This window comes from Clostridium oryzae, assembly GCF_002029235.1.
In the GTDB taxonomy this organism is placed as follows: domain Bacteria; phylum Bacillota; class Clostridia; order Clostridiales; family Clostridiaceae; genus Clostridium_AE; species Clostridium_AE oryzae.
In genome coordinates this window covers 43,428-58,545 of the sequence record NZ_MZGV01000021.1, presented here as the reverse complement: position 1 = coordinate 58,545, position 15,118 = coordinate 43,428, and the positions used below count along the sequence as shown (strand labels likewise).

The 15,118-nt window shown below is 32.6% G+C and carries 11 protein-coding genes; 9 read left to right on the top strand and 2 right to left on the bottom strand.

Annotation, left to right across the window (positions count from 1 at the left end):
* The 6 genes from CLORY_RS11195 to CLORY_RS11170 all read left to right on the top strand — a co-directional run bounded on the left by CLORY_RS11195 (window position 1) and on the right by CLORY_RS11170 (window position 9,043).
* A complete protein-coding gene (locus CLORY_RS11195) occupies window positions 1-1,299 on the top strand; it encodes an ABC transporter substrate-binding protein (RefSeq protein ID WP_079424349.1) in 1,299 nt (432 codons plus the stop codon).
* Between the two features lie 87 nt (window positions 1,300-1,386).
* Window positions 1,387-3,165, top strand: a complete 1,779-nt coding sequence (locus tag CLORY_RS11190) for a sensor histidine kinase (RefSeq protein ID WP_079424347.1) — start codon at window positions 1,387-1,389, stop codon at window positions 3,163-3,165.
* Window positions 3,166-3,168: 3 nt separating this feature from the next.
* The gene (locus CLORY_RS11185; RefSeq protein WP_079424345.1) at window positions 3,169-4,482 is read left to right on the top strand and encodes a response regulator transcription factor; all 1,314 of its coding nucleotides are present in this window, start codon (window positions 3,169-3,171) and stop codon (window positions 4,480-4,482) included.
* 143 nt (window positions 4,483-4,625) lie between these two features.
* Window positions 4,626-5,444, top strand: coding sequence for a carbohydrate ABC transporter permease (locus tag CLORY_RS11180; protein ID WP_079424343.1), 819 nt, complete (start codon window positions 4,626-4,628; stop codon window positions 5,442-5,444).
* Window positions 5,445-5,455: 11 nt separating this feature from the next.
* A complete protein-coding gene (locus CLORY_RS11175; RefSeq protein ID WP_079424341.1) occupies window positions 5,456-6,292 on the top strand; it encodes a carbohydrate ABC transporter permease in 837 nt (278 codons plus the stop codon).
* A gap of 315 nt (window positions 6,293-6,607) precedes the next feature.
* Entirely contained in the window at window positions 6,608-9,043 is a 2,436-nt protein-coding gene (locus CLORY_RS11170; protein ID WP_079424339.1) for a glycoside hydrolase family 94 protein, read from the top strand.
* 53 nt (window positions 9,044-9,096) lie between these two features.
* Here the strand turns inward: CLORY_RS11170 and CLORY_RS11165 are convergent, their stop codons facing one another.
* Window positions 9,097-9,732, bottom strand: coding sequence for a RusA family crossover junction endodeoxyribonuclease (locus tag CLORY_RS11165; RefSeq protein WP_079424337.1), 636 nt, complete (start codon window positions 9,730-9,732; stop codon window positions 9,097-9,099).
* Window positions 9,733-10,041: 309 nt separating this feature from the next.
* On the opposite strand from CLORY_RS11165, the gene tsaD reads away from it, so the two are divergent.
* From tsaD to CLORY_RS11150, 3 genes are read left to right on the top strand one after another with little or no spacing between them, the layout of a single operon-like run.
* Window positions 10,042-11,064 (top strand): tRNA (adenosine(37)-N6)-threonylcarbamoyltransferase complex transferase subunit TsaD, encoded by a 1,023-nt coding sequence (gene tsaD, locus CLORY_RS11160; RefSeq protein ID WP_079424335.1) that lies wholly within the window; start codon window positions 10,042-10,044, stop codon window positions 11,062-11,064.
* Between the two features lie 13 nt (window positions 11,065-11,077).
* Complete coding sequence (locus CLORY_RS11155; RefSeq protein ID WP_079424333.1) at window positions 11,078-12,139, top strand: alpha/beta fold hydrolase; 1,062 nt, start codon at window positions 11,078-11,080, stop codon at window positions 12,137-12,139.
* Window positions 12,139-13,863 carry a MutS-related protein gene (locus CLORY_RS11150; RefSeq protein WP_079424331.1) on the top strand — a complete coding sequence of 575 codons (1,725 nt, stop codon included), beginning with the start codon at window positions 12,139-12,141 and terminating at the stop codon, window positions 13,861-13,863. Before CLORY_RS11155 ends, CLORY_RS11150 begins: the two co-directional genes overlap by 1 nt.
* Window positions 13,864-14,068: 205 nt before the next feature.
* Here CLORY_RS11150 and CLORY_RS11145 read toward each other — a convergent pair whose 3' ends face one another.
* Entirely contained in the window at window positions 14,069-15,100 is a 1,032-nt protein-coding gene (locus tag CLORY_RS11145) for a M42 family metallopeptidase (protein ID WP_079424328.1), read from the bottom strand.
* Window positions 15,101-15,118 lie beyond the last annotated feature (18 nt).

Genomic DNA, 15,118 nt, shown 5'->3' with positions numbered 1-15,118 from the left:
ATGTATAAAAAGAAAACGATGGTTCAGTATTGCGTATATGGCCTTATACTAATTTTTATTTTATATATTACTATTAAGAATCTATATAACAATAGTAATAAAAATAAATATACAAATAATAAAAAAGATATTGAATTAGTTTTTATGAGCAGCTGGGGAGGAATGGATACAAAGGCTGAAAAGTTAGAAGAAGTACTTAGAAAATTTGAAAAGGAAAATAAACATATAAAGGTAATTAATAAATCAAGGGGAAACGATGATTTTTTATTTACCCTTAAAACTGATTTTGCTCAAGGAAATGAACCTGATGTGTTCGGATTGTGGCCAGGTTCTGATATGGAACAACTTGTTAGAGCAGGAAAAATAGCAGATTTAACAAATGTGCTTAACAAGGACACTAAGTGGAAAAATAGTTTCTATAAGAGTACTTGGAAATATGATAGCTATCAAGACAGGATATATGGGATACCTGATGAAATAATATATGAAGGGTTATTTATTAATAATAATCTTTTTAAAAAATATAATGTAAAAATACCTAGAACCTATGATGAGCTTTTAAATGCAGTAAGAAGCTTTAAAAGTCATAATATAATACCTATAGCCTATAATTGTACTGCTGAAGGCACGTATCTTTATCAGAATATAGTAATGAAATTAGGGGGGAGAAGGGATACAGAGAATCCATATACTAATTCCAGAATAAAACCATGTTATGTAAAAGCGCTGTATTGCATACGGCAGTTATATGAAAAAGGTGCATTTCCTAAAAATGCATTTACAATAGATGATAGAAGCAGGAATGAGTTATTTCTTGAAAAGAAAGCAGCCATGATTGCACAAGGCTCCTGGTTTATAGGTGATGGGGCTGTGAATATTAATGATACATCTGTGGATGTGATACCATTTCCTAAATTTAAAGATGGAAAAGCTGATGAATCTTCCGTTATATATGGCATAGGTAATGGTAACTTTCATATGAGTCAAAAAGCATATAAGAAAAAGAGAAAAGCTGCATTAAAATTACTTAAATTTCTCACTTCCTATGAAAACTCTGTACAATTAATAAGTTCTACGGGAAGTATAAGTAATACGAAGGGAGAAGATGGCAAAATTCAAAACAGATTTTCAGTGCAGGGAAACAACTTAATTAAGCACTCAAAGGAACTGGTAGAACCGGCAGACAGTATTATAAGGAGAAGTTCCTGGGAAAATATACTAGTTAAGAGTTTTCCAGAAATGCTTACTGGAAAGATTAAACCTGAGGATATATTTAAGAAAATCCAACAAAATGACTAGTGGCTAAGTTACTTTATTAGAAATTAAGAATTATGAATGTAATTCTGTTGCACAAAATTTCTACATGGTGAAATGGAATGGCGATAGATGAAAATAATATTTGCAAAAATAGGACAATTTTATAGAAATATGCCTCTTAAGAGTAAGATTTTGTTTATATGCTATGTTCAGGTTTTGGTACCTATGATATTTATAGGTTATAATTCCTATGTAAGATCTTCTATAGCTATAAAAAATAAATCCTTTAGTTATTCGCAGGATGTATTAAAGATGATAGAACTTAGGATAGATGACCTAAGAAGAGATATAGATTCTTTTAATCTTCAATTATTATATGATAATAGAGTGTATGACTTCTTGGTCAGTTCAAAGAAGAGGGATGCACTTAAGAATTATTCTGATACGATTTATACCAGGAATATTCTTAGGGATTCTGTACTTTCAAGAAGTGATATAGAATCAATATGCATCGTGACTAATAGTAGAAATTATATATATTATGATTTTGACAGAAGCAAACCAAGTATATCCAAAAGGCTTCCTTATTCGTATATATATAGTAAGGCTATGAAACAGCGCGGGAAAGCTACATGGGTAGTATATAAGAATAAAGATAATGTAAAAGATATATATGTTGCAAGAATAATATATAATAAAGACGATTATAAACCTATAGGCTTACTGGCACTGATAATTAAAAAGAATTTTATACAATCGCTGTATAATGATTTATCAGAAGACTTTGTACATAATATTTCTATATTATCGTATGATAATGGCGAGATATTAAACAATAAAGGAAATAACAAATACATAAGTGTACTTAGGAAAAGTAAGCTTACAAAGTCCGGAGAGCATTTTATAGATGCCAAAGATAAGATACTTATATCATATGTTGTTTTGAAACAACCTCATTGGAAAATAGTATATCATATTCCTTTTGATAAACTATATTCTGACATAAATAAATTACGATTAGATGTAATATTGATAGTAATTTGGTCTATAGTCATCTTATATGCTGTAAGCAGAATAATGGCCTATGATATTATAAAACCTATAATGAAATTAGTACATGCTATGAGAGATTTTGAAGCTAAGGGTGTTCACCGACCGGTAACGATGAAAAGAAATGATGAGATTGGCTACTTAGGGAATAGTTTTAACAACATGTCTGAGAAGATAGATTATTTATTAAATATGATGTATAAGGAAAAACTTACGAGGAAAGAGGCAGAATTAAAGGCGCTTCAAGCTCAAATTAATCCGCATTTTTTATTTAACACGCTGGAAAATATCAATTGGATGGCTCAGCTGAATGGTGTTAAGGAAATAAGTTCTACAGTTACAGCACTGGCTAATCTTATGGAGGCAAGCATAGGAAAAGGGGACAAACTAATAAGACTAGAAGATGAACTTAAATACATAGATAATTATGTAGAAATAATAAAAAATAGATTTGGCGACAGGCTTGTTGTGAAAAAAAATATTGATGAAAGAGCTTTGAATGTATATATTCCAAGACTTTTGATTCAACCTATCATTGAAAATGCTATAAGTCATGGTATAGAGCCTGTTAGAAGAAATGGGGTTATAGCTATTAAAGCTAAGGTTCAGTATAATGATGTTATTATAGAAATATCGGACAATGGTATAGGTATGGAAGAGAAAGAACTTGAAGAGGTTATTAAGTCTGTAGAGACTGGACAAATAAGCGATAATAAAAACAGTGTTGGACTTAGTAATGTAAATAAAAGAATAAAGCTTTTTTTTGGAGAAGAGTATGGTATCTCTATAAAGAGTCAATATGATAAATATACAAAAATTACAGTTACAATTCCATACGAAGTTAAGGGGGGTAACTAATATATGTTTAATGTACTTATAGTGGATGATGAGGCCATTATAAGAAAAGGTCTCAGAAATATAGTCGATTGGGAGTCTCTTCAATGTATCGTATGCGATGAAGCTTGTGATGGTGTGGAGGGAATGGAAAAAATCAAAAAATTAAAGCCGGACATAGTTATTGTAGATATTAAGATGCCTGGCCTTAATGGTTTAGAAATGATAGTGAATACAAAAGAGATAATACCACATTCTAAAATAATAATACTTACTGGTTACAGAGATTTTGAGTATTTAAAAAAAGCTATTCAATGTGGTGCTTTTGATTATATACTAAAACCTTCAAAGGTAGACGATATAAACTCTATAGTAAGAAGAGCTGTATCAGAACTTGAGAAGGAAGAAGAAACAGTTGAGCAAATGCAGAGTTTAAAGAGGAATATAGAGACTACTATTCCACTTCTAAAACAGAAAATGTTATATGATTTATTGTTTAATGTAAGTGCAAAGAATGAAAAACAGTTAAAAGATACTAAACTTTACGATTTACAAATTGATGAGTTTTATATCCTTGTAATAAGAATTGAAAACAGTGATAATCATGATAATATGAGCATGTATCATTATGGAATAATCAATTCACTAGTAGACATCTATTCAGATCTGTTTATTGTTGATCATATATCTATAAATGAAGAAACGATAGTTTTTGTAATTCAACCGGTGCCAGATATCAGGGATGATGAGGAAATTGAAGGAGTTATTAAAAACAAACTTAGAACTTTAAAAAAGTTGATCAAAGAGTACTATAGTTTTGAAACTGTAGCAGCTCTCAGTGGTAAAGGCAGCGGCAGAGAAGAACTTCATAGAAAGATGAAAGAAGCAATTGCTGCACTTGATGAGAAACTTTTAAACTTTACTATAGATAATAAAAATATAGATATAGATAAGATGAGGTCTATTGACTATAGGGACTGTGAATATAGAAAAGATGAGGGCTCAAGTGAAAAACGTTCTACTTCTCTTATTATAAGGAATGCAGTAGAATATATCTCCGATAACTATACAAACCCGATATCCTTGAATGATGTTGCTGAGCATACTTATGTAAGCAGTTATTATCTTAGCAGAATGTTTACAAAGGAACTTGGAAAAAATTTTGTTGATTATCTAAACGAAGTTAGAATAGAAAAGGCAAAAGAATATTTAAAAGAAGATTATCATAAAACTTATGAGGTAGCTGATATGGTGGGAATAAAGGATCCTCACTATTTCTCAAAACTTTTTAAAAAGTACACAGGACTGACTCCCTCTGAGTTTAAGGATAAAGCAGATTAAAAAGGTTGTAGCAATTTGCTACAACCTTTTTGTACAATAAATCAAACATATATGCAAAAAAATACACCGAATTTGTTCGAGTCAAAAAAGTACACTGTGTATTAAATTGACAAAACCAGGGTACAAGCTGTGCGAAATGAAAGGTGTATTTTTTTGTTGTAAAAATATACAAACTCAGTTTTACAAAATGGCAAGGAAGCATCGTAAGACCTCAATTTATAGGACTTCAGAATTACCAAAGAATCATACATGACACAATGTTTTTTCAGAGTATTAAGAACACTGCTATTATGTGGATAATAAATATCATTCCGCAAATTGTTGTTGCACTTTTTCTTGCAGTTATACTAAATGAAAGAAAAATCAAAGGAAAAGGTATTTTGAGATCTGTATATTATTTGCCTAATCTTGTGACGATGGCTTCAGTTTCTGTATTGTTTTCATTCATATTAGATTGGAAAACAGGATCATTAAATAGAATATTACAAGCTGCACATATAATTAATCAACCTATAAATTGGCTTCAAGATATAACGGCTGCTCGAGGTGCTGTAGCATTCATAAACTGGTGGATGTGGTTTGGGTACAGTATGATTATATTTATGGCCGGAATCAAGGCTATACCAGATGAACTCAATGAAGCAGCTATAGTGGATGGAGCTAATAAATGGCAGACGTTTAAAAACATAACACTACCGCTAATAAGACCTACGATGTTATATATTATGATAACCTCTCTTATAGGTGGAATGGCCATGTTTGATGTCCCATACGTACTTACTAATGGTGAAGGAGCTCCTCAAAATTCAATCTTGACCATGGTAATGTATTTGTATAACACAGCTTTTAAAAATAGATATTTTGGATATGGGGCTACAGTAGGAGTCGCACTATTTATATTAATGAGCATTGCAGTATCTGTTGCATACAAGTTTATTAATAGAAAATCTCTGTATGATTAGAGGTGAAAGTTATGAAAACTAAGAAAAAGAAATTTAGTTTTTCGAGATTAATTCTTTATATATTTTTAATAGCACTAGCTGTAATAAGTTTTGTACCGTTTTATATTATGCTTATCAGTTCAACTCAGACTAATACTGGATTAGCTTCAAGACTTTCATTAATACCAGGCACACAATTTTTAGCCAATTATCATAGAATGATGGCTAGAGTAAATATTTGGACTGGCTTAAAAAACAGTATATTGGTTTCAACAAGTGCCACAGTGTTAGCAGCTTATTTTGGAGCGCTTACAGCTTACGGTTTTGCTAAATTTAAATTTAAAGGAAATGGACTATTATTCGCGGTAGTATTAGTAGCACTTATGGTGCCGCCTCAGCTTGGTATTTTGGGTTTCTATAGAGTATGTAGATTTTTAAATATTGTAGATTCTAGATGGGCACTTATATTGCCGGCGATAGCTACAGCCAATATAGTATTTTTCATAAAACTATACATCGATTCTACTGTCCCGGACTCATTGATAGAAGCTGCTAGAATAGATGGATGCGGTGAGTTCAAAATATTTAACAAGGTTATTTTGCCCATAATCGTTCCATCAGTAGCTACCATGTCTATATTTACATTTATAACTAGTTGGAATACTTACCTCACACCATTAATAGTATTAAATAGTGAAGAGAAGTATACAGTTCCGCTTCTTACGGCGTTAGCTAAAGGTGTGTACCAAACTGACTTTGGAGCTGTATATGTATGTATTACGATGTCGATGCTGCCTATTATGATAGTATTTTTATTCTGTTCAAAATACATCATAGGCGGGCTGACGGTTGGTTCTATAAAGGGCTAGATAACCAATATAATTTTTTATCTAATGTTTTTTAAATAGCTTTTGAGTTTCCTTTATATAAGCATAAAGAGCAGTATTTATATCAAAAAACTGCTTTTTATGCAATTTTCAACGATAAGATGAAAATCCTATAGTGATATGAGAAAATTTGTGGTAGAATATTTCTGTGTTAATTTGTTTCGATTGTAACTATGATAGATAACATGTGTTAAGTAACATTTGCATCTTGTTAAGTGGATGCCATAAAACGTACAAGCTCTTGCTCTTTGTTATCTTGATTATTACTACAATAAAAGAAAGGTGATGAAGTATTACATGAAATTTGGAAAATTTGATGATGCAAACAGAGAATATGTAATAAATACTCCCGAGACTCCATATCCTTGGATAAACTATCTTGGAAGCCAGGATTTTTTTGGATTAATATCCAACACCTCAGGAGGTTACTGTTTTTATAAGGATGCTAGATTAAGAAGAATTACAAGATATAGATACAATAACATACCAGTTGATAATGGAGGACGATATTTCTACATAGTCGATGATAAGGATTACTGGACACACAGCTGGATGCCTGTTAAGAAGAACCTCGATTTTTATGAATGCAGACATGGTCTTGGTTATACTAAGATATGTGGAGAAAGAAATGGAGTAAAGGTAGATCAGCTTTCTTTCGTTCCTATAAATACTAATTGCGAAGTACATAGCATAACAGTTACTAATACTTCAAAAGCAAATAAATCCTTAAAATTATTTTCTTATATAGAATTCTGTCTTTGGGAAGCAAACGATGACATGACTAATTTCCAAAGAAACTATAGTACCGGTGAGGTTGAAGTAAAAGGGTCAGCTATATATCATAAAACAGAGTATAGAGAGAGAAGAGATCATTATTCCTTCTATAGTATGAATGAAGAAATGGATGGTTTTGATACTGATAGAGAAAGCTTTATAGGATTATATAATGGACTTGAAGCACCAAAGGCTGTACTTGAAGGTAAATCATATAATTCCATGGCTTCAGGTTGGTGGCCAATAGCTTCCCATAGAAAAGATATAGAATTAAAACCAGGAGAAAGTAAAACATTAATTTTTGTACTTGGTTATGTAGAAAATGCTGAGGAAGAAAAATGGGAAAGTAAGGGAATTATCAACAAGGAAAAGGCAGAAAAGATAATTTCAAAGTTTAAAACTGTTGAAGATGTAGAAAAGGCTTTCAACGAACTTAAAGATTATTGGACAAAATTATTATCTAAATATCAAGTTAAGAGTAAAGAAGAGAAAATGGATAGAATGGTTAACATATGGAACCAGTATCAATGCATGGTTACTTTTAATATGTCCAGAAGTGCTTCTTATTTTGAATCCGGTATAGGGAGAGGCATGGGCTTCCGTGACTCAAATCAGGATTTACTTGGCTTTGTTCATCAAATTCCTGAAAGGGCTAGACAGAGAATACTTGATATAGCTGCTACTCAATTTGAGGATGGAAGTGCATATCATCAGTATCAACCATTGACTAAGAAAGGAAACAATGATATAGGTTCAGGTTTTAATGATGACCCACTTTGGCTAATAATAGGAGTTATTGCATATATCAGGGAAAGTGGGGATGTAAGCATACTAGACGAGATAGTTCCATTTGATAACAGTGAAACTAATAAAGCAACACTTATGGAACACTTAAAGAGATCCTTTGATCATGTTATAAATAATTTAGGACCTCATGATCTTCCGCTTATCGGAAGAGCTGACTGGAATGATTGTTTAAATCTTAACTGTTTTTCAAAGACACCAGGTGAATCTTTCCAGACTTCTGAAAACCAATCCGGCGGAAAGGCTGAGTCTGTGTTTATAGCAGGTTTATTTGTTCTAGCTGGAAAGCAGTATGCTGCTCTATGCAATTTTATAAAGGACAGCAAGGAAGCTGAAAGAGCAGATAAAGAAGTTAAGAAGATGATTGAGACTACAGAGAAATATGGCTATGATGGAGAGTGGTTCTTAAGAGCTTACGATTTCTATGGAGATAAGATAGGAAGCAAAGAAAATGAGGAGAGCAAAATATTCATAGAGCCTCAAGGAATGTGCGTAATGGCAGGAATAGGAAAAGAAAATGGTCTTGCTGAAAAGGCACTTAACTCTGTTATAAAACATTTGGATACTAAGTATGGTATAGTACTTAATGATCCACCATATTCAAAATATTATATTAACCTTGGAGAAATATCTTCATATCCAGAAGGCTACAAGGAAAATGGTGGAATATTCTGTCATAACAATCCTTGGGTAGCTTGTGCAGAAGCAGAAATAGGAAGAGGAGACAGAGCTTTTGAAATATATAGAAAGATAGCACCTGCATATCTTGAAGATATAAGTGAAATACACAGACTTGAGCCATATGTATATTCACAGATGGTTGCTGGTAAAGCTGCTCCAAGATTTGGTGAAGCTAAAAATTCCTGGCTTACAGGTACAGCTGCTTGGAACTTCATAACTATTTCTCAGTGGATACTTGGAATAAAGCCAGACTTTGATGGACTTATAGTTGATCCATGTATTCCTGCAGTTTGGGATGGATATACAATTACAAGAGGCTTCAGAGATGACGTTTATGAAATAGAAATAAAGAATCCTAACCATGTATGCAAGGGTGTTGCTAAGCTTGTTGTTGATGGTAAAGAAATAGCTGGCAATAAGATACCAACACAGAATGATGGAAAGACTCATAAGGTTGAAGTTGTGTTAGGATAATACAAAGATAAAAATAAAGGTAGAAACCCTGTAAAGAGTTTCTACCTTTATTTTTAAAATAACTTTTTAATACAGTCCTTACATATTCTCATTTTGCCATTATTAGCTGTAACAGAATTTTCAGCATTTATTACTTTATTGCAGATTGAACAGTGTATCTTTGAATCCTCTGCGGCCTCCTTAGTGTTGGCGAATGTAGATTTCTTGGAAAGGTATGAATTTTTTTTATTGCTAGGCGGTCCATATTCCTTTGGTTCATCTAATATCTTTTTTGTACATATTTCGTATTTCATATTATAGCGGCTCTCTCCGAATAGCTCTAATTCAAAGCGGGGATTTTTAGAGTCATAAAATTCTTCTATAATTAACCTTGTGATTTGAGCGTCATTGACGATAAGCCCACTTTTTTCAATACCGTCAAATATACTTTTAGTAATATTATTTGTATCAGGATGCCTTTTTTCACTTTTATAGAATACTTTAAGCACTGCAATAAGGGATTGAGATAGAACTATATTAGGGTTTTGAAGCCTTGCACAAAAAGCAATCTCTTGTTCATATATTGCGTATCTGTCGTGATATTTTCCAGAGTTATATGGAAGAATAGCACGTCCATGCATGTTGAAGAGTTTGAAGTTCGATTTGGATATAGGGGAACCTGTAACGATAACTTTAGCATAATCAAGCATATAAAATCCTCCTCGTGGAAATAATTACTATGTGAAAATTTAATTAATATATATATAAAGTTCCAATTTTTGAAAATTAGTACATATATAGAGCGACAGCCAATAGAAATCAATGATTAATAATAGACTAAAAAATTTTAACTCATAATTTACAATCAAATGTGTTAATAATATAATTATAAATGTTAAAACAAAAAATAACATAAAAATCTTTTTTTTTTGTTTGTTTTTTAAAGATAGATAACCTATAAAGAAAAAATTAATTTTATAAATGAAAATTTACATAAATATATAAGATGAGGCGATATTGTGGATAAAGATATAAATATACTTGCAATAGAGAGTAGTTGTGATGAAACAGCAGCTGCAGTTGTTAGAAACGGTAGAGAGGTGCTTTCTAATATTATAGCATCTCAAATTGATATACATAAGAAGTTTGGCGGAGTGGTACCCGAAGTTGCCTCAAGAAAACATATTGAAGTTATAAATGCAGTAACACAGGAAGCTATAGAAGCTTCAAAGATGAGAATGCAGGACATAGATGCAGTTGCAGTAACTTATGGCCCTGGTCTTGTTGGAGCACTATTAGTTGGACTCCAATACGCTAAAGGACTAGCATATGCATTAAAAAAACCATTTATAGGTGTTAATCATATAGAGGGACATATAAGTGCTAATTTTATTGAACATAAAGATTTGGAGCCGCCGTTTGTGTGTTTAGTAGTTTCTGGCGGTCACACTTTTATTGTATATATGAAGGATTATGGTGTATTTGAAACTATAGGTGAGACAAGGGATGATGCAGCAGGTGAAGCATATGATAAGGTTGCTAGGGCTATAGGGCTTGGCTATCCTGGTGGCCCTAAGATAGATAAACTTTCTAAGGAAGGTAATGAGCAGGCCATCTATTTTCCAAGGGCCAGTTTTCATGATGACTCGTTAGATTTTTCATTTAGTGGGCTTAAGTCTTCTGTTTTAAATTATATTAATAAAATGGAGATGAAAGGTGAAGAAATTAATAAAGCTGATGTGGCTGCTTCATTTCAAAAATCTGTAGTAGATGTACTTACAGAGAATGTTATAAGAACATGTAAGTTAAAGAAAGTTGATAGAATCGCTATAGCTGGTGGTGTAGCTTCGAATTCAAGACTAAGGCAGGAACTCATAGCTGCAGGTGAAAAAAACAATATAAGTGTATTGTTTCCCTCACCTATACTATGCACTGATAACGCGGCTATGATAGGAAGTGCAGCCTACTTCGAATATATAAAAGGAGTAAGGTCGTCTTTAGATATTAATGCTATGCCAAATTTAAAATTGGGTGAAAGATAAGAGTTTATTAGAAATGAGTAAAGGTGATAAAATGAAATTTGCTTCAGCTAGTAATAGCGTTCATAAATATGGAAAAATGAAACCTAAATACAGCAAAAAAATAGAAAAGAAAAAAAGAATATGGGAAATTATTTTTTATTTAATTATAGTACTGCTTTGTGCTGGACTTATATATCAATCCGCCAGTACAAATATGGAGCTGAATAAATATAAAATGGATGGTGAATTAGTATCAGTGGGTAACCATAGACTGTTGGTAAATACCACAGGTTATGGAGATTATTCAGCAGTACTAATAGGAGATACTGGTTCCTATATAGGACAATGGGATAAGGTGAAAAATGGGTTATCGCAAAAGATGAAGGTATTTACCTATGATAGGTCAGGATTTGGGTGGAGTGATTCACCGCAAACTTATCCTAATATATCAAAGTCTGTGGATATGTTACGAGTTGCATTATACAGATCAGGTGTACCAAGGCAATATATTCTTGTTGCTCACGGATATGGCGCTATTTTAGCTGAAAAATATGCTGAAAAGTATCCTGATGAAGTTGTTGGAATTGTGGCTATAGATAGTATTATGGAGAATGACATCCAATCACCAGAGTTTCAGAAGCAGATTTCTTCTAAAATACAAAAGTACAAAATTAGTAAGATAGCTTCTTATTTTGGACTTGTTAGACTAGGTTATAAGTCTAAGCTTATATATCGCAGCAAAGGATATGTGACAAAGCTATCCCAAGAGGATAGAGCACTTTATAATTGTCAGAGGGCTACCTCTAAATACTTCAAAGCATCTATATCAGAAATGAATAATATCAAGAATTATAATGAAAGTCTTCAGAAAAAAAATGCATTAAAGAAAAAATATTTCACAGTTGTAACGCCTGGCAGAAAATATAAGGATGCTTCTAAAAATTCAGCTTATATTGAACAGCAGAAAAAACTATTAAGTATGTCGAAGGAATCACAGCAAATTGTAGTTAGGGATAGCGGAAGTTACGTTCAGGTATTTGACCCTAATGTAGTAGTAGATGCAGTAAACAGCATACTTCAGGAGGTAAATAGATAATGGATAAAGATTATATTTATGATAGGGCTATGAAAGGGCTGTTTGCAATAGCTGCTTTAACAGGATACTATTTTGCAGTAAATGGATATAATAAGGATCCTAAACTTTATTACGGACTTATTTTATCAGTCATATTTGCTGCGGCGGGTTATTATGCCAAGAAAAAAAGAGATCATTATAGAATGATAGATATGCTGAAGAAAAGCTGGCCAAAACAGATTGAAAAAAAGAGATATCTTAAATTTGTAGGAGGATATTTCTATAAAAAGTGCGAGCAGAATTCAGAACAAATCATAGATGATCAGACTTGGGACGATCTCGATATGGATGAGGTATATACCCTTTTAGATAGAAATCTGACTACTGCTGGAGAACATGTTTTATATGATATGCTGAGAAGGCCTAAAAGTGATAGAAAAGAACTGATAGAAAGAGATAAGATTATTGATAATATTATAAAAAATGTTGAGCTTCGCCAACAACTACAGGTAGCTCTAAATTATACTGGAAGATTGAGAGAAACAGATATAGTAGAGCTGCTTTACAATGATATGGAGGTTCAGTTTCACAAAAAAATTATTTGTAATATTATGGCTGCAATGCCTATAGCAATTCTTTTTACTATACCTATTTTTAAAGAGTTTGTTATATTTTTAGAAATTTTAGTATTTGCCATAAATTGTTATCTTCATATTTCATATACCAAGGAAAAAGGTAGATTTAGTGTTACGGCAATGAGATACCTTACAGATATCATAAACACTGCAGGATCTATTTCAAAAATAAATGAACCCTTGCTTAATGAACAGTTAAGTAAACTTAAAGTACTATATAATAAGTGTAAATCTATGGCTAGAAGTGCATCAGGTGTTGGAATACAAGAGGGTATAGATGTCATAGGAGACTATTTTAGATTAATGTTTCTTTTTGAAGAAAGAAATTTTTATAAAGTAATAGATGACATAAAAAAATTAAAGAATGAATTGTTTGAGTTATATGGTATTGTTGGAGAAATTGACGCATTAATTTCTATAGCTTCCTATAGGGAAGACATTAAGGAATATAGTAAGCCTAACTTTTGTGCAGATCCTAGAAAGCTTGTATTAAAGCAAGTAAGACATCCGCTTATAGAAAATGCTGTAGCAAATGATCTGCAGCTTGATTCAAAGGGCGTGCTGCTAACAGGTTCTAATATGTCTGGTAAATCCACATTTTTGAGAACTGTAGGAGTAAACGCTGTTTTGGCTCAGACTATATATACTGTCACTGCAGAAGAATATACAGCAAGCTTCTTTAATATAGTTACATCTATAAGCCCAAGCGATAATATAATGTCCGGCAAAAGCTATTATCTAGGGGAAGCGGAAGCCATGCTCAGAATAATCAAATCATGTTCGAATGATATGCCTGTGCTCTGTATAATAGATGAAATTTTTAGAGGGACAAACCCCACAGAAAGGATAAGTGCTTCATCTCAGATCCTTAAGTATCTTTCAGAACATAATGCACTGGCTATAGTAGCTACACATGATCTTGAGCTTACAGAGCTTTTGAAGGATCAGTATCAATGCTATTATTTTACCGAAGAAGTGGACAGTGAAGAAGGACTTAAATTTGATTATAAGATAAGAAAAGGCGTTTCGCCTACCAGAAACGCGCTAAAGCTTCTTCGATATCTTGGATACCCGGAAAGCATAGTAAGAGCGGCGGAAAAAAGCATATAAAGAGTAAAGAGTCAGGGCATAAAAAAGATAGTGGCAGTAGGCGACATGGAGTGAGTTTAGTAATTACACAAAGATTTTAGAGAATTTCCGTTAAGACGAGGCACTTGTTTGAGTGTAACGAGCTAGCCGAGTTAGGAAATTCACTAAAATCTGCCGTAGTAATTGCTTAACGAACGGGATTAGTCGCTGGATGTCACTATCTTTTTTATATATAACTTAGCACTAGTTTTGCTGTTGCTGTCATAGAATCTATGTGTGTTCTTTCATAAGCATGAGACGCAAAAACCCCAAGACCTATTAAAGCTGTTCTAACATCCCAGCCTGCATTTACTGCAGCTGAAGCATCAGAGGAATAATAAGGATATATATCTATTTTATAATCAATATCATTCTTTTCACACAGCTGAACAAGAGCCTTTTTTAAGTTTAAATCATATGGACCAGAGGAATCCTTTGCACAGATACATACCGCATATTCAGAAGAGTTTTGTCCAACTCCAGGAGCTCCCATATCCACAGAAATAAATTCGGTGGTTTTCTCAGGTATAGCAGCTTTTGCACCATGTCCTACTTCTTCGTAATTACTTATGAAAAAATTAATTGTGTTTTTAGGAACTATATTATTTGTGTTTATATGCTCAATGCAGTACATTAATATTGCCACGCTGGCTTTATCATCAAGATATCTGCTTTTTATGAACTTGTTTTTTGTTATCGTAAATTTAGGATCTACAAAAATATAGTCCCCCACTTGAATATCAAGCTTTTCAACATCCTCTTTTGAAAAAACCTTTTCGTCAAGAATAACTTCCATATTTTCAGGTGTTCTTTTCAGTTCTCTGGCTTCATTGCCGCTTATATGTACGGAAGGTTTTATTGTTTGAATAGTACCTTCATAATATTTACCATTTATTGTTTCTATGGTACAGTTCGCACCTTCTAAAGTGTTTGCCATATATCCGCCTATCAGAGAAAATTCGAGTGTACCTGTCGATTTTACTCCTTTGACCATAGCTCCAAGTGTATCAACATGAGCTGAAAAAGTCTTTTGATTGTCGTCACTCTTACCTTTAATAGAAGCTATGACTGCACCTTTATTAGTAGTGGTGAAAGCAATATTATTTTTTTTGAATTCTGATCTTATATAGTCCATTATCTTATATGTATTTCCTGTAGTACTAGGAATTGAAAATAATTTCTTAGCATAGTTAAGGATTAAATTTTCATCAATTTTCATATAATTACCTCCTCTGTT

Excerpts from the sequence above, each read along its gene's own strand:
- CLORY_RS11155 (WP_079424333.1), top strand. The coding sequence starts at position 11,078 with ATGAGTAAAGGTGATAAAATGAAATTTGCTTCAGCTAGTAATAGCGTT.
- CLORY_RS11145 (WP_079424328.1), bottom strand. The coding sequence starts at position 15,100 with ATGAAAATTGATGAAAATTTAATCCTTAACTATGCTAAGAAATTATTT.
- CLORY_RS11165 (WP_079424337.1), bottom strand. The coding sequence starts at position 9,732 with ATGCTTGATTATGCTAAAGTTATCGTTACAGGTTCCCCTATATCCAAA.
- CLORY_RS11190 (WP_079424347.1), top strand. The coding sequence starts at position 1,387 with ATGAAAATAATATTTGCAAAAATAGGACAATTTTATAGAAATATGCCT.
- CLORY_RS11170 (WP_079424339.1), top strand. The coding sequence starts at position 6,608 with ATGAAATTTGGAAAATTTGATGATGCAAACAGAGAATATGTAATAAAT.
- CLORY_RS11185 (WP_079424345.1), top strand. The coding sequence starts at position 3,169 with ATGTTTAATGTACTTATAGTGGATGATGAGGCCATTATAAGAAAAGGT.
- CLORY_RS11150 (WP_079424331.1), top strand. The coding sequence starts at position 12,139 with ATGGATAAAGATTATATTTATGATAGGGCTATGAAAGGGCTGTTTGCA.
- CLORY_RS11175 (WP_079424341.1), top strand. The coding sequence starts at position 5,456 with ATGAAAACTAAGAAAAAGAAATTTAGTTTTTCGAGATTAATTCTTTAT.
- CLORY_RS11195 (WP_079424349.1), top strand. The coding sequence starts at position 1 with ATGTATAAAAAGAAAACGATGGTTCAGTATTGCGTATATGGCCTTATA.